Below are 19517 nucleotides of genomic sequence, written 5' to 3'. Positions count from 1 at the left end.
GTTACCTCGGGCCCGCGGCAGGGACGAGATCGACCTGGCCGGTGTCGTCGTCCTCGATGACGCGGTAGCCGCACAGCTCCGCCAGCCGCGCGCGGCCCTCGTCGGGTCCGCTGCCGACGAGCTCGTCACCCGCGGCGAGCCGGAACCCGCCGCGCGGGCGGTAGGACCAGCGACCCGAGCGGCGAATCGCGAGCAGGTAGAAGCCGGTCTCGGTCTCGAGCGAGACCTCGCTCAGCGTGCGACCTTCGAGCAGCGACCCCGCGCCGACGGGGATGCGCGCGATCACCTCGTCGGACTCGCCGAGCGCGGCGACGAGCACCGGGTGCATCTCCTCGCCCTGCTCGACGACCCACACCATCTGTTGCGCCGCGTCACCGATCTCCTCGGCCGCGCCCCCCAGGTGCAGCAGACCGCGCAGCGGGGACGGGTCGATCGTCTCGCTCGCGGCGCGCAGGACCCACAGCTCGAGCCGCTCGCGCATCTCGTCGAGCCGCTCCTCGAGTTGCGACACCTCGGCCGCGAGCCCCTGGTCGTCGAACAGGAGCGCGCTGTACGCGAGGCCGACCGCGACCTCGGAGACGTTCTTCATCTCGACGAGCACGTCGACCGCGCGGTCGAGGTCGGACAGCGCGGGGTCCTCTTCGAGGGCGGGCGCGCGCCACTCGGGCGCGCCGGCGAGCACGCGCAGCTCCGCGATCCCGTCCACGGGACCGCGCAGGATGAGGATGTCGTCGGGGACGAGCACCTCGTCGCCGTCGGGGTCGATCACCCACTGCTTGCCGCGCCGGATCGCGACGACGCGCATGCCGGTCTCGATCGGCAGCTCGAGATCGGCCAGCGATCGGTGCGCCATCGCCGAGTCGTCGCGGATGCGGACGCGGTGCGACACCTCCTCGGCCGCGGCGAGGTCGGCCACGAGCGCAGCCGGGATGCCGAGACGCCGCGTGACGATGCGCGAGACGTCGACCGCCGCGTTCGCCATCCGCTCGATCGCGGACACGAGCTGCAGGACACCCGACATCTGCTCCGCCTCGCGCGGCGAGCGGGCCGCGAGGACGCAGGTCTCGCGCATCTGGTGGGTGAGGTCCCGGAGCCGGTCCTCCAGCTCGTGGACCTCGTCCGCCATCCCGGCGTCCGAGAAGAACAGCGCCGCGTACGCCAGGTCGACCATGAGCTCGGAGGAGTCCTTCGCCTCCGAGAGCATGTCCTTCAGGTTGGCACCCACTGCTCGCGAATGTACCGCCGTCACGTGAGCCCGAGGATCACGATCGCGAGGATCAGCGCGAACGCGCCGAGCAGGTCGAGACTCGACGTGACGATCGGGATGCCGTGGTTGTCGGGGTCGAGACCGAGCCGGTACGTCGCGACCGCGCCGTAGTACCCGACGAGCACCGACGCCGTCGTCGCGAACGCGCCCGCGAGCATCGACACCGCGATCATCTCGACCGGCCCCGGGCTGTGCAGGCCGGCGACGAGCGCCGCGATCTGCGACGAGATCCCGAGGAACAGGAACACCGGGACCGCGTACACGTACGTCAGCAACACGTCCTCACCCACTGCCACGAGCGGGGAGCGCGTCGGTTCGATCGTGCCGAGGTGCAGCTTCGTCGCGACGCGCGCGGACAGGATGCCGCCGAGCGAGCCGGAGTCCTCGAGGAAGGGCGGCACGAGCACGAGCAGCGCCGGGTACGTCAGGAACGACTCGAAGCGCTTCTCGATCGTCAACCCCGCGACGACGTCGACCGCGCCCGCCAGCGCGAGGATCGGCAGCGACTCGACCATGATGCGATGCAGGATCGGCAGCCGCGACCGCAGGCTCACGACGAACGCGCCGACGCCGAGGACGATGCAGAGCACCGCGACGACGGGCGTCACGTAGTGCACGCCGACGAGGTAGGTCGCGGCGAACAGGCTGGGCAGGGTCACCATGTCGCCGGCGGCCGTGACGATCGGCGCCGCGACGTTGTCGAGGTCCCAGCCGCGCTGGACGCTGAGGTGCGCGACCCACACCGTCAACGCCATGACGACCACCGACGCCAGCACCGCGCCGATGACGGAGATGACGATGAAGTCGGTGATCGAGATCGTGTGATCGAGGCCGAAGACGACCGAGATCGCGCGCGCCAGCACCGCGAGCACGAGCGAGATCGACAGCGACAGCGCGATCGACGCCGACAGGTTCTGGCCGACGAGGGTGTCACGCCGGCGCGAGAGGCGGAACGTGCCGGCGTGGATCGCGGTGCCGAGCCGGCTGCCGAGCGCGCCGAAGATGTTGCCCCGCATGCCGATCGCCGCGGGGACGAGGACGAGCAGACCGGGCAGCCGTTGGAGCGTTCCGGTGATCGACCCGAGCGTCAGGCCGGCGAGGAGATCACCGCCCGACGAGATGAAGAGCGCGACGAACCCGGCCCGTACGCCGGCGGCGTCCGAGCGAACGAGCGCGACGAAGCGCGCCACGACGGTGCGCAACTGCCGCCGCACAGGGACTCGGAGGCTCGACGAGGGCCGACTTCATGGAGCGCTCAGGGTAACCGTTCCCCACGGCACGACCCGTCGTACGCTGTGCACGGATGCCGACGCGGTTCCCGGGCTTCGCGAAACGTCAGCTCGTCCTCATCGAGACGGACGTCGACGGCGCGATCGTCGCGTGGCGAGCGATCGTCGACGCGGTGCAGACCGGGCGGCTCGTCGTCGCGGTGCACGACGACCCCGTCCCGCGAGAGCTCCGTGAAGGCGCGGCGGTCTCGATCACGACCGTGACGAGCACGAGCGTGTTCACGGTCGACGGCGCAGTGACGCGACGGAGCGACTCGACGCTCGCGCTCGCACTGCGCGACGACCACGCTCCCATGCAACGCCGGCAGTTCGTTCGTGTCGCGGCGCGGCCCGTCGTGCGGTGCCTGCTGCTCGACGACCGCGCGAACGAGTTCACGCCGTTCGACGCGTACGTGCACGACATCGGCGGCGGCGGGATGGCACTCGAGGCGGACGTGATCGCGCCGCGGGACGCGACGGTCGTCGTGTCACTCGCGATCCCGGGCGATCGACCGCTCGTCGCGATCGCGACCGTGTTGGAGCACGCGTCGTCGCGAGAGCGGCAGGAGCGCCACGAGGAGTACCTCCTGCACGTCGGGTTCAGCGCGATCAGCGAACGGGACCGCGAGCGGCTGGTCCGCTTCGTCTTCACGTGCATGCGTGAGGACCGCGGGACGGTGGTACGCCGGCGTTAGCGGCGGCGGGATCGCGCTCGACACCGCGGTCGCTGACCGCGATCCCTCGCGGTGGGCAGCTCCGCGCCCGCGCCTGCGCGTCCGGTCGCGTCAGTGGAAGTCACGCGAGCGGAGCGCGCCGGCGACGCTCAGCGGCAGCGGCCGGATCCGTTGCGCGACGAGGTTGATCACGCCCTGGTGCCGTTCGAGGACCCCGCGCACGCGTAACGCCGGCGAGGTGCGCGCGACCGCGCGGTAGCGCTTCCACGCGCCGGGCGTGCAGATCACGTTCACGAGGCCGGTCTCGTCCTCGAGGTTGAGGAACACCGTGCCCTTCGCGGTGGACGGCTGCTGGCGGTGCGTGACGACGCCGCCGACCTCGACGATGTCGCCGTGCGTGAGCTCGCGCAGCGCGCTCGCGGTGACGATGCCGCTCGCGGTGAGCTCGTCGCGGACCAGCTCGGTTGGATGGCGCGTGGGCGACAGGCCGAGCGCCCACAGGTCGGCTGCGGTCTCCTCGACCTCGGTCATGCCGGGCAGCGCGGGCGCGTCGGCGCCCGTCACGACGCCGGGGAGCCGTTCGACGACGAGATCGCCGCGTTGCCGCGGCGCGACGTCGCGGACCGCGCCCGCGGCCCACAGCGCGTCGCGCCGCGTGCGCCCGAAGCACGCCTCGAACGCACCCGCGGTCGCGAGCGCCTCGATCGCGTCGACGGGTGCGGCGGTGCGGCGCACGAAGTCCTCGAGGTCCGCGAACGGCGCGCGCGCACGCTCTTCGTCGATGCGATCGAGCAGCGCGTCGCTCAACCCACGCACGTAGCGCAGGCCGACGCGCAGCGCGTGCGTCGACGGATCGGCGTGCCAGCCCGGCTTGGGGAAGCCGACGGGCCCGGCACCGGCCGTGCGGGGCTCGAGCGTGCAGTCCTTGCGCGACGCGCTGACGTCCGGCCCGAGCACCTCGACGCCGTGACGGATCGCGTCGCGCACGATCGTGTGCGGCGAGTAGAAGCCCATCGGCTGCGCGTTGAGGAGCGCGCACGCGAACTGGGCCGGGTAGTGCAGCTTCACCCACGAGCTCGCGTACACGAGGTAGGCGAAGCTCACCGAGTGGCTCTCGGGGAAGCCGAAGTCGGCGAACGCCTCGAGCTTCTTGGCGACGTCGGCCGCGACCTCGCCGGTGATCCCGTTGCGCGCGAGCCCGTCGAGCAGCCGCTCGCGCATGCGGGCCATGCGCGCGTGCGAGCGCTTCGAGCCCATCGCCTGGCGGAGCTGGTCGGCCTCGCCGGGCGTGAAGCCGGCCGCGTCGATCGCCATCTGCATGAGCTGCTCCTGGAACAGGGGCACCCCGAGCGTCTTGCGCAGGCACGGCTCGAGGATCGGGTGCGGGTAGGTGACGGGCTCCTCGCCGTTGCGCCGGCGCAGGTACGGATGCACCGAGCCGCCCTGGATCGGCCCGGGCCGGATGAGCGCGACCTCGACGACGAGGTCGTAGAACGACTCCGGTCGCAGGCGGGGCAGCGTCGCCATCTGCGCGCGGCTCTCGACCTGGAACACGCCGACGGTGTCGGCCGCGCTCAGCAGCGCGTACACCTCGGGCTCCTGCGGGATCGTCGCGAGGTCGACGTCGACACCCTCGTGCTCGCGGATCAGGTCGACGGCGAGGTGCAGCATCGTCAGCATCCCGAGGCCGAGCAGGTCGAACTTCACGAGCCCCGCGGCCGCGCAGTCGTCCTTGTCCCACTGCAGCACCGAGCGGTTCTCCATGCGGGCCCACTCGACCGGACAGCACTCGACGAGCGGGCGGTCGGCCATGACCATCCCGCCCGAGTGGATGCCGAGGTGGCGCGGGAAGTCGAGCACCTGCCGCGCGAGGTCGACGACCAGCTCCGGCACGGCGGGCGCGATGCCTTCCTCGGTGAGATCCTCGAACGCATCAACGTTGCTGCGCCAGCGGTCGATCCACTTCGTCAGCGCGTCCGCGTGGCCCGGCGACAGGCCCGCGACCTTCGCCATCTCGCGCAGCGCGGAGCGCGGCCGGTACGTGATGACGTTGGCGACCTGCGCGGCGCGGTCACGCCCGTAGCGCTCGTAGACGTACTGGATCACCTCCTCGCGGCGCTGGTGCTCGATGTCGAGGTCGATGTCGGGCGGCCCGTCGCGCTCGGGTGAGAGGAAGCGCTCGAACAGGAGCCCGAGGCCCACCGCGTCCGCCTTCGTGATGCCGATCGCGTAGCAGACCGCGCTGTTCGCCGCGCTCCCCCGGCCCTGGCAGTAGATGTCGTTCACGCGGCAGAACTCGACGATGTCGTGCACGAGGAGGAAGTAGCCGGGGAACCCGAGCTCCTCGATCACCGCGAGCTCGTGCTCGATCTGGCGCATCGCGTCGTCGTGCTGTTCGTGGGTGCTCGGGTAGCGCAACGCCGCGCCCCGGTACGTGAGCTCACGCAGCCAGCTCATCTCGTCGTGGCCGTCGGGCACGACGTGGTCGGGCAGGTTCGGTGCCGCGTGTCGCAGGTCGAACGCGGCCTGACGCGCGACGTCGACGGTCCGTTCGACCGCCCCCGGATAGCGCGCGAAGCGGCGACGCTGCTCGGCCGCGCCCCGCAGGTGCGCGAGCGGCGACGCGGGCAGCCACCCGTCGAGCTCGTCGAGCGAGCGACGTGATCGGATCGCGGCGAGCGCGTGCGCGAGGCGCCGCTGGCGCGGCGTGGCGTAGTGGACGTTGTTCGTCGCGACGACGTCGACGGCGGCGCGCGCCGCGAGCGCGGCGAGCGCGTCGTTGCGATGACGGTCGAGCGGGTCGCCGTGGTCCCAGAGCTCGACGAGCACGCGTTCGCGCCCGAACGCGTCGACGAGCCGGTCGAGCGCGCGTGCGGCGGCGGCCGGTCCGTGCTGCGCGAGCGCACGCGGCACGCCTCCTTTCCGGCATCCCGTCAACACGAGCCACGAGTCGTTGTCGCGTGACGTTCGGTAGCCGTTCGCGTGCACCGGTGCTCGCGCGTCCTCGGCGAGCGACGCGAGGTCGAAGCGAGGTGCACCCTTCTCGCCCCGCAGCTGCGCCGCGCTGATCGCGCGCGCGAGCCGCGCGTATCCCACGGGCCCGTCTGCGAGCACGAGGACGTGCTCATCATGTTCTCCGGTCGCGCTCGCAAGCTCGCCGCTCCAAAGCGTCAGCTCGGCGCCGAAGACCGTCGGGAGCGAGAGCTCGCGCGCCACCTCGGCGAAGCGCACGACGCCGTACAGCCCGTCGTGGTCGGTCACCGCGAGCGCGTCGAGGCCGAGCCGCACCGCCTCCTCGACGAGGTCCTCGGGATGGCTCGCGCCGTCGAGGAACGAGAAGTTGGTGTGGCAGTGGAGCTCGGCGTACCCGCCGGCGCGCGCGCCGGTCATCTCAGCGTGCTCCGCGCATGGCACCTGCGGTGCCGGGCCGCTCGGGCCACCGCTTCCGCCCGGCCTCCCGGCCGTGCTCGCTCAGTCGTACACCGCCTCGACCGTGGCCCGGCCCCGGCCGAGCGCGACGAGGCACGCGACGTCGACGCCGTCCGCGCGCACGACGACCTGCCAGCGCGCCTCACGGCGTCGGGCGCGACCGTCCCACCACCGCACGTCGTGCACCCACGGTCCGGTCCACGCGACCACCGGTCCCCCGCCGCCCGGCAGCGCGCCGCTGCGCACCATCGCGGGCTCCCCCGACGCGTCACCACGCGCCGACACGCGCACGGGCGTCCCGTCGTCGTCGAGCACCTCCGCGGGCACGGGCGGCTCGAGCACCCGCGCCGGTGCCGGCGACGGGATCGCGCCGGGCCACGGGGCGGCGACGTCCGCGGTCGCGGCGCGCGGCTCGCCCCACGGCACCCAACGGACGCGCTCACCGGGCGTGCGGCCACCCTGCACGACGGGTGACACGACGGCGTCCGGCCCGAGCAGGCCCTGGACCCGGGCGAAGGTGCGCGCGGCGCGGTCCGCCGTCGCGGCGTCGCCACCCCAGAAGCCGAGCTGCCGGCCCGTCGCGGGGACGACCTCCTCGGGCACGAGGCGCAGCAAGGTCAGCCCGCCGGTGACCGCGTCCGCGGCGACGAGCTCCTCGTCCCGGGCACCGGCGCCGTTCCCGAGCCAGCCCTCGAGCTGCCAGCGGACGCGCTCGGCCAGCGCCGCGGGCGTCAGCGCGCGGTCGTGCCGCCACCCGCGCGCCAGCCGCTCGCCGTGCTCGGTCTCGGCTTCGACGAGCACGTGCGTGCAGCCGAGCCCGCGCGCCGCGAGCGCGCCGAGCAGGCGGTCGGCCATCGTCTTCGCCGCGAACGTCGCGACGTCGACGCGCGCGGCGGGCGGATCGAGCTCGTGCGTCTCGACGAGCTCGGGCGGCGGGGGCTCGAGCACGGGCGGCCGGAGGTCGAGCCCGCGCGCGAGCCGGTGCGCGCGATGTCCCTCGGGACCGAAGCGCGCGAGCACCGCGGGTGCCGGCAGCGCGTCGAACGCGCCGAGTGTCCGTATGCCGAGACGCGCGAGCAGGTCGGCGAGATCGGGATCGCCGAGGACGCGGACGGGCCACGGGTCGAGGAACTCGCGCGTCGCGTCCGGCGCGACGACGGTGTCACGCCGCGCCGCGAGCCGGGCCGCGAACCGGCTCCCGGCGATCCCGACCCGAGCCGGGACGTCACCGAGCCCGGCGTCCGCGATCGCGGCGCGCACGCGTGCGACCAGCGCGTCGTCGCCACCGAAGTACCGCGACGGCCCGCGCGTCGGGAACGACAAGCGCCCCGGTCGCTCGAGCTCGACGCGTGGCGTGAGCACCTCCACCGCGCGGGCGAGCACCTCGAACACGCGCGCCTCGGCCGCGAGGTCGGCGTCGAGGACGGCGACGCCGGGACAGCGCACCTCGGCCTCCCGCCGCCGCAGCCCGGGCACCGCCCCCTCCGCGCGCGCCTCGAATGACGCGGCGCGCACCAGTCCCGAACGGTGCGACCCGGGTGGCTCGAGCACCACGACCGCGCGCTCGTGCAGTGCGGTGTCCGTCCGTCGCGCGACAACGACGGGCCAGTCGGGGACCCATACGCAACACGTCCGTGTGCCGGCGTCGTTCACGGGACCCGCGCGTCAGCCGGCGCGTGCGTAGGGCTCGACGTGCAGCTCGCGCGAGCGTACGGCCGCACCGTGCGCCACGACGGAGACGTCGAGCGCGCGGCCGGTGAGGAGACCCTCGCCACGGCCGAGGCCGCGCCACCGTCCACCGCCGGCCCGCAGGCGCACCGCGGCCTCGACGGGCCAGGGCCCGAGCGCGACGAGCACCGCGCCACGCTCACGCGTGCGCCCGACGAGCCGGCGTGCCTCACCCGCGCGCACCCCGGCCGGCACACCGGCGACGACGAGCGCGACACCGTCGAGCAGCGCGCCGACGACCTCGACCCAGCGCGCCGGCGCAACGCCGCGCACGACGGCGAACCGCTCGACGTCGACCCCCGTCTCGGCGGCGGCCAACCCGCCGAGCGACGTGTCGGGGTCGACGGCCGCGGCCCACTCGCCCGCCGCGGTCACGGCCGCCGCGAGCTGCAGGGCGACCGTCGTCGCTCCCGCGCCACGCGGGCCGTCGACCGCCACGACCGTGCCCCGCTGCACGCCGCGCCACGGCAGCAGGTCGCCGATGCCGGTGTCGACCGGGATGGTCCGCTCGTGTGCGAACACGACCGGACGGGCCCGCCGGGCCACGTTGTCAAGGTGCTCGCGTGCCGCGTCGTCACGCCGGGGAAGTGCAGCCAGGGCCACGGGAATGACCGTACCGAACACATGTTCGCATCCGCAAGTGGGCCCGGCGACACCCCGGGCCCTCGCTGCTAGACAGAGCCGGACGCGTGCGACGCAGGCAGGGGGTTGACGGTTGCGGCGACGGATCAGCACCGCCCTGCTCGTCGTCGCCGCGTTGCTGCTGCCCGTCGGCGTCGTCGCGTCGTGGGCGCGCGACACGCTCTACGACAGCACGACGTTCAGCAACCGCACGGTCGACATCCTCCGCTCGTCCGCGGTGCGCACCGTGCTCGCGCGCCGTCTCACCGAGGAGCTCGCGCGCAGCGGCAACGAGCAGGCGGTCAACTTCCGCCCCGGCCTGCAGCTCGCGATCCAGACCGTCGTCGACACCGACGCGTTCCGTTCGATCTTCCGCACCGCGGTCCGCCGCACCCACGCGGCGATCCTCAGCGGCCAGAACGGGTCGGCCGGGCTGAACCTCCAGGACTCGGTCGCGATCATCACGAGCTCGCTGCAGGCGTCGGAGTCGCCCGCGCAGGCGGGTGAGCAACAAGGTGGTCTCGGGGACAGCCTCTCGGACGTCACCCACCGCCTCGGGGACCTCGGCATCTGGAAGCTCGACCGGACGATCGCGTCGATCGCGTGGATCGCGATCCTCGGTGCGCTCGCGGCCGCGACCGGTGCGCTCGTGCTCGCCGGCGACCGGCGGCGGTGCGTGCGCCGCCTCGGCTGGGTGCTCGTCGTCGACGGCGCGGTGATCGTGCTCGCGCTCCAGCTGCTCGGCTGGTGGGCGCAGCGCCAGGTCGACGGCGCCGACCTCGCCGACGCGGTCGGCGGCGCGTTCACGCGCGGCACCGCGGACCTGCGCGCGGTCGGGCTGTGGATCGCGGGATACGGGCTCGTCGCGGTCGCGGCCGCGACGGTCGGGGTGCGGTACACCCCGGCGGTCGTCGCGGACCGCTTCCGTGGCTGGGTGGACCGCCGCCGCGCGACGACGTTCGGCACCGTCGTGCTCGGCGTGCTCGCGCTGCTCGCGGGGCTGTTCCTCGTCCAGGACCCGTCCGGGAACGTGCGCCTCGTCGCCGTGGTCGCCGGCATGTGGCTCAGCTACCTCGGCATCACGGAGATCCTGCGCCTCGTGCGGTCGCTCCCGGTCGGCACGTCGCCACGAGCGCAGCGGCGGCACGTCGCGCTCGTCGCGTCGACGGTCGCGGTGCTCGTCGCGCTGGCGAGCGTCGGGCTGTTCTTCAGCGCCGCGGGCGCCGCGAAGCGCGCGGACGCGGCCGGGAAGGTTCCGTGCAACGGCGACGAGTCGCTGTGCGACCTGCGCATCGACCAGGTGATGTTCCCGGGCACGCACAACTCGATGTCGTCGTCGCTGTACCCGGGGTTCCTGTTCGGCGAGCAGCTCGACACGATCAAGGGGCAGCTCCAGTCGGGCATCCGCGCGTTCCTGATCGACACGCACTACGGCGTGCCGTCGCGCGTCCGCCTCCCGGGTTCCGACACGCGCATGGTGCTCACCGACCGCGCCGCGGAGCTGCGACAGCCGGCGGGCGAGACGGTCGACCCGCAGGTCGCCGAGCGCGCCGCGCGCCTGGCGGCGCGTGCACCGCGCGCGGCCGACGCGCAGCGTGACATCTACCTGTGCCACAACTACTGCGAGCTCGGGGCGGTGCCGTTCTCGAGCGTGCTCGCCGACTTCAAGACGTTCCTCGACACGCACCCCGACGACGTCGTGATGACGATCATCCAGGACGCGACGACGCCCGCCGACACTGCGGCCGCGATCGAGGCCGCGGGGCTCGGTGACCGCGTCGCGACGCTGGAGCGCGGGAAGCCGTTGCCGACGCTGCGTCAGCTCATCGACGAGCGGCGCACGCTGCTCGTCTTCGCGGAGCAAGGGGGCCCCGGCGCGCCCGCCTGGTACCAGCGCGCGTACGACTGGTTCCAGGAGACGCCGTACGACTTCCAGTCGACCACGCAGTTCAACTGCAAGCCGTTCCGCGGCGGAACGGGCAAGCCGCTGTTCCTGCTGAACCACTGGATCACGAACACCACGCCGGACCCGTCGGGCGCGTCGTCCGTGAACTCGGGCGCGACGCTCACGAAGCGCATCGAGACGTGCATCGCGCAGCGCGGCGCGCTCCCCAACGTCGTCGCGGTGAACTTCTCGGAGCGCGGCGCGCTGGTGTCGACGCTGCGGAAGATCAACCGCGCGACGTTGACCAAGGTGCACGAGGCGAAGGCGCGCGGCAACGGTCCCGGCAGTACGTCGCCGGCGCCCGGCACGTCGAACCCCGTCCCGCCACCGGAGATCGCGGTCGGGACGGTCGCGCCGGTCCCGGACGCGACGCCGATCGCCACGTTGACGGGCGGGGATCCCCAACGGTTCTGCGCGACGATCGAGCCCGCGGTCCGGGCCGTCGTCGCGTGGGCGCAGACGATCCTCGGCGACTCACCGGCGTCGGCCGGCGTCACCGACCTGCTCTACGCGCCCGTGCTCACCCGGACCCTCGGCCCGTACGTCGAGACCGGACCAGTGGAGCTCGCCCGGCGGGCCACGCCCATCCTGCAGCGCGCGCAGGCTGCCGAGGACGCGCTGCGCGTCCTCGGCGTGAGCGACGCGGACATGGCACGTCTCGCCGACCAGGCGAGCGCCGAGCTGGGCTCATCCGTGACGCCCGACGGGATCGCGGTCGCCGCGCACCTGCGCACGACCCTGGAGCGAACGGTGCCCGCGGACCGGCTCGAGGCGAGCGCGGCAGTGTTCGAAGCCGGTCAACCCGACCCGGCCACGCAGCTCGACCTTGGCTACGTCGCGCCGAGCGTCGGGCAGGCGTCGGGCTTCGCGTGCACCGCCGTCACGGGGTCGCTGTGAGGTCGCGTCGCATGCAGACGCGCGCGTCGGGATCGAGCCCGTGCGCCGTCTCGTGCGCGCGGACGTCTCGCAGGCCCGGCGTGATCTCGTCGTCGCGCAGGGTGCGAAAGCCGCAACGCTCGTAGTAGGGCGCGTTCCACGGGACGTCGCGGAACGTCGTGAGCGTCAGCGCGTGCATGCCGCGTGCCTGCGCCCACGTCGCGACCTGCTCCAGCAGCGTCCGTCCGTAGCGGTTGTGATGGTGCTCGCGCGCGACGGACACCTGCTCGACGTGCGCGCACCCGTCGACGACGTCGACGAGCACGAACGCCACTGGCGCGTCGCGGTCGTCGGCGACCACCCATGCGTGACCGCGCCGCACGTAGCCGGCGACGTGCTCGGCGGACGGGAGCTCGGCTGCCGCGACGTCGTGCATCCCGGCGTCGTCGAACACCGTGCCCGACGACGCCTCGATGCGCCGGATGTCGTCGACGTCCGAGACACGGGCAGGCCGGACGTGCACGGCTACGCGGTCGCGTCGTAGTACCGGAAGAGGCCTTCGATCGCCGTCGTCGCCTCGGGCAGGAGCGCGTCCCACCGCTCGGCCGGCGCCTCCACGGTGACGACGTTGGAGTACACGGTGACGTTCGTCGCGCCGAGATCGAACAGGCGCGACGCCAGCACGTCACACGGTCGCGCACCCTGTGCCGCGTCCCGCGACGGGTACCGCTCGATCGCCATGCCGGTGAGCGTGCGGTCGAGGTCGAAGATGACGACGGACGGGCTCGCGCCCCGCCGCGCCGTCACGCCGATGTCCTGACCCACCTGCAGGAGACTAGAAGAGCCGACCCGGCGCGGGTTCGAGCCCGCGCCAGCACAGGTGGTCCATGAAGATCCACGTCCGGCGGTGGATCGCGCTCGGCCCGTACGCGGCGAGCGCCATCTTGTGCACCGGCGCGGGATAGCCCCGGTTCGACTCGAAGTCGTACGCCGGGTAGTGCTCGGCCTCGTCGCCCATCATCGCGTCCCGCGTCACCTTGGCGACAACCGACGCGGCCGCGACCGCGAGACACGTCATGTCGGCCTTGATGCGCGTCGTCACGCGGGTGCCGAGCCCGAGGTAGTCGTGGTTACCGTCGAGGATGATGCGGTCCGGCTCGTAGCCCTGCGCGGCGATCTGGGCGAGCGCCCGTCGCCCGGCCGCGCGCAGCGCCGCGGTCATGCCGAGCGTGTCGCACTCCTCGTGTGAGGCGTGACCAACGCCGATCGCGACGGCCCACCCGCGGATCCGCTTCGCGGCGCGCTCGCGCTCCTCGGGCGTCAGCAGCTTGGAGTCGCGGACGCCACGGAGGTGCTCCGGGGCGGGGATGACGGCGGCCACGGTCGCGGGCCCGGCCCATGCGCCCCGGCCGACCTCGTCCATCCCGCACACGACGCGGTCGCCGGACTCCCAGCACTTGCGCTCCATCCGCAGCGTCGGGAACGGGACGACGGGGCTCACGCCACCGGAAGGTAGCGCGGCCCTCCTCGCGCGCGATGCACCGACCCGTGCACGCGCCGCGACCCCGTTCCGCCGGTGGACGAACCGCCGTACCATCGTCCACGTGGGCCCCGGCACGCGGGTGGAGGTGCGTTCCCGTTTCGACGCCTCCTGGTCGCGCGGGTTCGAGATCGCCGAGGTCGTCCAGGACCGCGAGCCGTCGTACCGGGTACGTCGCCGCTCCGACGGGAGCCTGCTGCCAGTGCTGTTCACCCACGACGACGTGCGCGAAGAGCGCCGCCGGTCGTCGATGTGGTGGTACTAGCGCGCGTCGTCGTGGAGTGACGCGACGAACTCGTCGAGCGGCACTGCCTGCATGGTCGTGCTGCGCATCGTCCCGCGCGCGGCGAGCATGACCGCGACGCGCGCGACGGTCTTCTCGTCGGGAGCCTCCAGCACGTTCACGAAGTCGTACTGACCGAGCACCGCGTACTGCGCGATCACTCGCACACCCATCGCCTCGACCTCGCGCGTCACCGCGTTGATGCGGTCGGGGTTCTCACGCACGGTTGCCCAGCCGTCGGGACCGATCGTGCTCAGCATCACGTAGGTCGGCACGACGTCAACCCTACGCCGTCATCCGCCGACGCGGTCGCGCTCCAGCTTGGCGATGTTGCCCGCCTCGGTCGGGTCGGCATCGGTCGCGAACCACGCGTCGAGCATCTCGTTCGCGACGTCCGGGCTCGTGAGCCGCAGACCCATCACGAGGACGTTGGCGTCGTTCCACCGCCGCGCGCCCGCCGCGGTCTGCGCGTCGGTGCACAGGGCGGCGCGCACGCCCGGGACCTTGTTCGCCGCGATCGACGCGCCCGTGCCGGTCCAGCAGAACAGCACCGCGGTGTCGCAGTCGCCGCCGGAGACGAGCTCGCCGACGCGCCGGCCGACGTCGGCCCACTCCAGCTCGTCGCCGCCCGGTGGACCGACCGCGACCACGTCGTGGCCGCGCGCGACGAGGGCCTCGGCGACCGCGTCCGTGAGCGGGGTGCGTTCGTCGGAGCCGAGCGCGACCTTCACGCGCGTGAGCGTACGCGCCGGACGACCGGCGCACCGCGGCGCGCCGAAAGCGCCCGTGTCACAGCGCGACGGGGACGGTGAGGGAGGGCGGGCCCGCGTCCGCGAGATGGTCGTGGACGAGACGGATCGCCGTGGCGCCCTCGCCGACTGCCGACGCGACGCGCTTGATCGATCCGTGGCGCACGTCGCCCGCCGCGAACACGCCCGGGATGCTCGTCTCGAGCGTCGCGGCCGTCTCGCCGCCGGGCCGGCCGCTCGCGCGGAGGTCGCGCCCCGTGAGGACGTAGCCGCGGTCGTCGCGTTCGACGTCGTCGGGTAGCCACTCCGTGTGCGGCTCGCCGCCGATGAGGACGAACAGCGCGTCGACACGGACGTCGCACGTCTTCCCGGTCGACCGGTCGCGCAGCACGACGTGCTCGAGCCGCTCGTCACCGCCGCCGTCGACGACCTCGGTGCCGGTGTGGACGGTGATCCGCGACGACGACTCGATCTCGCGCACGAGGTAGTCGGACATCTTGGCGCTCAGCGATGGGCCGCGCACGACGAGTCCCACCGACGCCGCGTACCTCGCGAGGTGGAGCGCGGCCTGGCCCGCGGAGTTCCCACCGCCGACGAGGAACACGTCGCGCCCCTGCATCGCCTTCGTCTCGCCGACGGCCGCTCCGTAGAACACGCCCGCGCCGACGAGCGCCTCGAGCGCAGGGACGCCGATGCGGCGCCACGTCACACCGGTCGCGACGACGACCGAGCGCGCCGCGACGGCCGTGCCGTCCTCGAGGTGGACCACGAAGCCCGCGCCGCGCTGCTCCAGCGCCGTCGCGCGCTGGGCGAACACGAGATGCGCACCGAACAACCAGGCCTGCTCACACGCGCGGTGCACGAGGTCGGCGCCGCTGATCCCGTGCGGGAACCCGGGATAGTTGCGGATCATCGGGCTGTTGCCCGCCTGCCCGCCCGACAGCGTCTGCTCCAGCAGCACGGTCGTCAGACCCTCGGATGCGGCGTACACCGCGGCGGCGAGCCCGGCGGGGCCGCCGCCGACGATCAGGACGTCGCAGACGTCGACGTCGGCGCGCACGCTCGCGCCGACCGCCCGCAGGAGCTCCGGCAGCTTCGGGTCCACCATCACCTGGCCGTCGTGACGGATCACCACCGGGAGCCGCGACGCGTCGGCACCGACCTCCGCGAGGAGCCGGCGTCCGTCCTCCTCGTGCACCGAGTAGACGCGGAACGGCATGTCGAAGCGGATCATCAGCTCGCGCAGCTCGTACAGCCGCGCGTCGCCCGGCGCGCCGACGACGCGGAACAGCTCGACGGACGGGTCCTGCTCCTTCGCCCACGTCGCGAGGAAGTCGCCGACGCTCCGGTACAGCTGCTCGTCCGACGTCCACGGCCGCACGATGTGGTAGTCCGCCTGTCCCAGCGTGATCGCGCGCACGACGGGACTGGTCGACGAGTAGTCGCGGTCGACCATGAGCACGCGCTTCGCACCCGGGTGGAGCTCGTGCGCGCGCGCGAGCAGCTCCACGCCCGTCGTGTCGTGCATCGCGTCGTCGACGAGCACCAGCGCGACGTCGTCACCCGAGGCGCGCAGCTCCTCCAGCGTGGCGAGCGCGGCCGCGGCCGTGCGCTCGCCACGAACCGAGAAGTCCTTGCCGAACCGTCGGTCGAGATCGCTCCAGAGCGTGTAGAGCGCGCGTTCCTCGTCGTCGACCACGAAGATGACGGGTAGCCCCATGCCTGCCTCCCGCGTTCCGCCGCGTTGCGCGAGCCGGGCCCGGGAGGGACCCCCGTGCCGGCCCTATCGTGGTCGAGATGGCCACCCGCCCGCGCCCGATCTCCGTCGCGATCGTTCCCCACACGCACTGGGACCGCGAGTGGTACGCCCCGTTCCAAACGTTCCGGCTGCGGCTCGTCGAGCTCATGGACCGGCTGCTGCCGATGCTCGAACAGGACCTGTCGTACGCACGCTTCCTGCTCGACGGCCAGACCGCGGTGCTCGACGACTACCTCGCGGTGCGACCGCAGGCGCGGCCCGCGCTCCACCGGCTCGCCGCGGCGGGTCGGCTGTCCGTCGGCCCCTGGGCGGTGCTGATGGACGAGTTCATGGTGTCGGGCGAGACGCTCGTGCGCGATCTCCAGATGGGGATCGCTCGCGCGACCGAGCTCGGCGGCCCGATGGAGGTCGGGTACCTGCCGGACATGTTCGGGCACGTCGCGCAGATGCCGCAGATCCTGCGCGCGGCCGGGCTCGAGCACGCGGTCGTGTGGCGTGGCGTGCCGAGCGCAGTGACGAAGACCGCGTTCTGGTGGGAGGCACCCGACGGGTCGCGCGTCCGCGCCGAGTACCTGTACGGCTCGTACTCGAACGGGCGCGACATCCCCGACGACGCGAAGCAGCTCGTCGCGCGCGCACGCGGGTACGAGCTGGAGCTCGGCGACGCGCTGCTCCCGGGTGGCTCGATGCTGCTGATGAACGGGACCGACCACCAGCTCCCGCAGCCGTGGCTCGGCCGCGTCGTCGCCGAGGCCAATGAGATCCAGGACGACTACCGGTTCGCCGTCACGTCGCTCGCGGAGTACGTCGCGACCCAGCCCGTCGACGGGCTCGACGTGTGGCGCGGCGAGCTGCGCTCGGGTGCGCGCGCCAACGTCCTCATGGGCGTGGCGTCGAACCGCGTCGACGTCCACCAGGCGTGCGCGGCGGCCGAGCGCGCGTTGGAGCGGCGCGCCGAGCCGTCGAGCGCGCTGTTCCTGCCACCGGAGGCGTACCCGGGCGCGTTGCTCGACCTCGCGTGGCGGAACCTGGTGCTGAACTCCGCGCACGACTCGTCGTGCGCGTGCAGCGCCGACGAGGTGGTCGACCAGGTCCTCGTCCGGTACCACGAGGCTCGTCAGATCGGAGACGGCCTGACGTCCGCCGCGGTGCACGCGCTCGCGCGGTCCGTCGACGCGCCGGCGGGCGCGACGGTCGTCGTGAACCCGACATCCCGCGCACGCGGAGGGCTGGTCGCGGCGCGGGTCCCTGGCGACGCCCGCACGGAGCCCGTCCACTTCGTGTCGAGTGACGGCGTGCCCGTGCCGGTGCAGGTCGTGGACGTGAGCGCCGGGGAGGGCTTCTCGGCCACCGTGACGGGCGAGAAGGTCCGGTGGGTCCTCGAGATGATGCGCGGGACGGAGTTCGCGGGCGCGGGCATCGCGTCGTACGACGTGTCGGACCTCGACGACGGCACGGTGGAGGTCGTGTTCCAGTCCGCGCTGCCGGGGGGCTCGACCGTCGACGACCTCGAGTCGCTGCGCGACCACGTGCTCGCGCTTGGCACCGCGGGACGGACGGTTCGCTTCCGCGCGATGCGGCCATCGACGAGCGGGGTGCTGTTCGCGGCCGACGACGTGCCGGGGTTCGGCTGGCGCACCTACCAGGTCGCGCCGGGCGCGGGGCCGTCGACCGTGTTGCGCGCCGCGGGGCGTGACCTGGCAAACGAGCACCTGCGCGTGCGCGTGGACGACGACGGCACCTTCACTATCTCGACGGCCGAGGGTGTCGTGGTGGAGGGGTGCAACCGCTACGTCGACGGCGGGGACGGTGGCGACACGTACAACTGGTCGCCACCCGAGCGCGACCTCGTCGTGGAACGACCCGACGCGGTGGCTGTCTCGGTCGCCGAGGACGGCCCCGTACGCGCCGCGCTCCTCGTGCGCGCCACGTACCGGTGGCCGGTCGCGTGCGTCGGCGACGAGCGCGCGTGTGTCGCGCGCTCGGACGAGACGGAGACCGTCGTCGTCGACACACGGCTCGAGGTCCGCATCGGTGAGCGGTTCGTGCGCGTCCACACCGAGCTCGACAACCGCTGCCGTGACCACCGCCTCCGCGCCCACTTCCCGTTGCCCGCGCCCGTCGAGCGATCGAGCGCCGAGTGCGCGTTCGCGGTCGTCGAGCGCGGGTTGACGAGCGAGGGAGGCCCGCACGAGGTGGCGCTGCCGACGTTCGTCTCCCGACGGTTCGTCGACGCCTCGGACGGCGAGGTCGGCGTGGCGCTCCTGCACGACGGCCTTCTCGAGTACGAGCTCGTCGACGGACGCGAGCTCGCGCTCACGCTGCTGCGCGCGACCGGCTACCTGTCGCGTTCGCAGATCGTCATGCGGCCCAACCCCGCCGGCCCGCTCGACCCGCTCGACGGCCCGCAGCTGCAACGGCGGCTGCGGTTCGACTACGCGGTCGCGCCGCATGCCGGCACGTGGCACGACGCCGACCTGTACGCGCTCGCCGACGAGCTCCTGGTGCCGTTGGAGCGGGCGCGCGCGACCGGCACCGGCACGCGCGCGACCAGCGGACGCGCGCTCGCCGTCGACGGCGCCGAGGTGTCGGCGGTGCTGCGCGAGCCCGGTGGCCTCGCCGTTCGTTGCTTCAACCCGTCCGCCGAGACGGTGGTCGCGACCGTCGAGCACGACGGCGCGCCCGCGCGCGGCTGGCGCGTGGACCTGCGCGGCCGGCCCGTCGACCGGTTCGAGGGCTCCGTCGAGCTGCGCGGCTGCGAGCTCGCGACACTGCGACTCGACTGAATCCGCCTCCCGCCTTCCGACGGCGAGTCGTGCTGCTGGACGGCGCCTCCCGCAGCACGCACGATGGTGCGCCACCCGCGGCGAAGGAGGGGGAATGAAGGCAGGAACGCGTGGTGAGGTGACGGTGCGCGTCGAGGCACCCGCGGAGCGCGTCTACGAGCTGGTGTCGGACGTGACCCGCATGGGCGAGTGGAGTCCCGAGACCACGCGGTGTGTCTGGCTCGACGGCGCGACGGGCCCGACCGTCGGCGCACGGTTCAAGGGGACGAACGCGCGCGGGTTCGTGCGCTGGTCGACGAAGCCCAAGGTCGTCGCGGCCTCGCCGGGACGCGAGTTCGCGTTCGTGACCGGGCATCTCGGCAAGGACATGACGAAGTGGACGTACACGTTCGCGCCGGCGGAGTCGGGAAACGCGACGGACGTCACCGAGTCGTACGAGCTGATGCGCGACAACCCGTGGTACTTCCGGATGGCCGAGCGCCACCTGATGCGCGTCGACGACCGCGTGAGCGACCTCGAGCGGGGCATGCGCGCGACGCTCGAACGCATCAAGGCGGTCGCGGAGCGCGACGTCCAGGCGCGCTGAGCACGC

The 19517-nt window shown here is 73.2% G+C and carries 15 protein-coding genes and 1 pseudogene; 5 read left to right on the top strand and 11 right to left on the bottom strand.

Annotation, left to right across the window (positions count from 1 at the left end; translation table 11 throughout):
* Position 1: 1 nt before the first annotated feature.
* The gene (locus VFC33_10990) at positions 2-1225 is read right to left on the bottom strand and encodes a TrkA C-terminal domain-containing protein (protein ID HZR13762.1); all 1224 of its coding nucleotides are present in this window, start codon (positions 1223-1225) and stop codon (positions 2-4) included.
* Positions 1226-1245: 20 nt separating this feature from the next.
* Positions 1246-2457: a magnesium transporter gene (locus tag VFC33_10985; protein ID HZR13761.1), complete on the bottom strand. Its 1212-nt coding sequence runs from the start codon at positions 2455-2457 to the stop codon at positions 1246-1248.
* Between the two features lie 113 nt (positions 2458-2570).
* On the opposite strand from VFC33_10985, the gene VFC33_10980 reads away from it, so the two are divergent.
* Complete coding sequence (locus tag VFC33_10980; GenBank protein ID HZR13760.1) at positions 2571-3230, top strand: PilZ domain-containing protein; 660 nt, start codon at positions 2571-2573, stop codon at positions 3228-3230.
* A gap of 90 nt (positions 3231-3320) precedes the next feature.
* On the opposite strand, the pseudogene VFC33_10975 reads toward VFC33_10980, so the two are convergent.
* The 3 genes and pseudogenes from VFC33_10975 to VFC33_10965 form a co-directional block, all read right to left on the bottom strand.
* Positions 3321-6575, bottom strand: a pseudogene (locus VFC33_10975) (error-prone DNA polymerase).
* A 105-nt stretch (positions 6576-6680) separates the two neighbouring features.
* On the bottom strand, positions 6681-8291 hold the full coding sequence (locus VFC33_10970) for a DNA polymerase Y family protein (GenBank protein HZR13759.1): 1611 nt from the start codon (positions 8289-8291) through the stop codon (positions 6681-6683).
* A 12-nt stretch (positions 8292-8303) separates the two neighbouring features.
* Positions 8304-8969 carry a hypothetical protein gene (locus VFC33_10965; protein ID HZR13758.1) on the bottom strand — a complete coding sequence of 222 codons (666 nt, stop codon included), beginning with the start codon at positions 8967-8969 and terminating at the stop codon, positions 8304-8306.
* Between the two features lie 112 nt (positions 8970-9081).
* Between VFC33_10965 and VFC33_10960 the strand changes: the two genes are divergently transcribed.
* A complete protein-coding gene (locus tag VFC33_10960) occupies positions 9082-11829 on the top strand; it encodes a hypothetical protein (protein ID HZR13757.1) in 2748 nt (915 codons plus the stop codon).
* Here the strand turns inward: VFC33_10960 and VFC33_10955 are convergent.
* The 3 genes from VFC33_10955 to VFC33_10945 are packed head-to-tail and all read right to left on the bottom strand — an operon-like array spanning position 11813 to position 13276.
* Entirely contained in the window at positions 11813-12331 is a 519-nt protein-coding gene (locus tag VFC33_10955; protein ID HZR13756.1) for a GNAT family N-acetyltransferase, read from the bottom strand. The genes VFC33_10960 and VFC33_10955 overlap by 17 nt on opposite strands.
* Before the next feature lie 2 nt (positions 12332-12333).
* Positions 12334-12633, bottom strand: coding sequence for a hypothetical protein (locus VFC33_10950; protein ID HZR13755.1), 300 nt, complete (start codon positions 12631-12633; stop codon positions 12334-12336).
* Positions 12634-12643: 10 nt separating this feature from the next.
* Entirely contained in the window at positions 12644-13276 is a 633-nt protein-coding gene (locus VFC33_10945) for a ribonuclease HII (GenBank protein ID HZR13754.1), read from the bottom strand.
* A gap of 136 nt (positions 13277-13412) precedes the next feature.
* Here VFC33_10945 and VFC33_10940 point away from each other — a divergent pair, with 136 nt between their 5' ends.
* Positions 13413-13613 (top strand): hypothetical protein, encoded by a 201-nt coding sequence (locus VFC33_10940; protein HZR13753.1) that lies wholly within the window; start codon positions 13413-13415, stop codon positions 13611-13613.
* Here the strand turns inward: VFC33_10940 and VFC33_10935 are convergent.
* Genes VFC33_10935 through VFC33_10925 form a run of 3 tightly spaced genes read right to left on the bottom strand, consistent with a single transcriptional unit; the run spans position 13610 to position 16100 of the window.
* Entirely contained in the window at positions 13610-13906 is a 297-nt protein-coding gene (locus VFC33_10935) for a GYD domain-containing protein (GenBank protein HZR13752.1), read from the bottom strand. The two genes, VFC33_10940 and VFC33_10935, sit on opposite strands and share 4 nt — an antisense overlap.
* A gap of 18 nt (positions 13907-13924) precedes the next feature.
* Positions 13925-14362: an RpiB/LacA/LacB family sugar-phosphate isomerase gene (locus tag VFC33_10930; protein ID HZR13751.1), complete on the bottom strand. Its 438-nt coding sequence runs from the start codon at positions 14360-14362 to the stop codon at positions 13925-13927.
* A 58-nt stretch (positions 14363-14420) separates the two neighbouring features.
* Positions 14421-16100: an FAD-dependent oxidoreductase gene (locus VFC33_10925; protein ID HZR13750.1), complete on the bottom strand. Its 1680-nt coding sequence runs from the start codon at positions 16098-16100 to the stop codon at positions 14421-14423.
* 77 nt (positions 16101-16177) lie between these two features.
* On the opposite strand from VFC33_10925, the gene VFC33_10920 reads away from it, so the two are divergent.
* Both VFC33_10920 and VFC33_10915 read left to right on the top strand, forming a co-directional pair.
* Positions 16178-18925, top strand: a complete 2748-nt coding sequence (locus tag VFC33_10920; GenBank protein HZR13749.1) for a glycoside hydrolase family 38 C-terminal domain-containing protein — start codon at positions 16178-16180, stop codon at positions 18923-18925.
* Positions 18926-19019: 94 nt separating this feature from the next.
* On the top strand, positions 19020-19511 hold the full coding sequence (locus VFC33_10915) for an SRPBCC family protein (protein ID HZR13748.1): 492 nt from the start codon (positions 19020-19022) through the stop codon (positions 19509-19511).
* Positions 19512-19517: the final 6 nt, after the last annotated feature.

The sequence above is a fragment of the Acidimicrobiia bacterium genome, assembly GCA_035651955.1.
GTDB lineage: Bacteria > Actinomycetota > Acidimicrobiia > IMCC26256 > JAMXLJ01 > JAMXLJ01.
This window is presented reverse-complemented; position numbering and strand designations above follow the sequence as displayed.

Bases quoted from the DNA above. Each gene is read 5' to 3' on its own strand.
- VFC33_10980 (HZR13760.1), top strand. From the start codon at position 2,571: ATGCCGACGCGGTTCCCGGGCTTCGCGAAACGTCAGCTCGTCCTCATC.
- VFC33_10945 (HZR13754.1), bottom strand. From the start codon at position 13,276: ATGGAGCGCAAGTGCTGGGAGTCCGGCGACCGCGTCGTGTGCGGGATG.
- VFC33_10925 (HZR13750.1), bottom strand. From the start codon at position 16,100: ATGGGGCTACCCGTCATCTTCGTGGTCGACGACGAGGAACGCGCGCTC.
- VFC33_10920 (HZR13749.1), top strand. From the start codon at position 16,178: ATGGCCACCCGCCCGCGCCCGATCTCCGTCGCGATCGTTCCCCACACG.
- VFC33_10915 (HZR13748.1), top strand. From the start codon at position 19,020: ATGAAGGCAGGAACGCGTGGTGAGGTGACGGTGCGCGTCGAGGCACCC.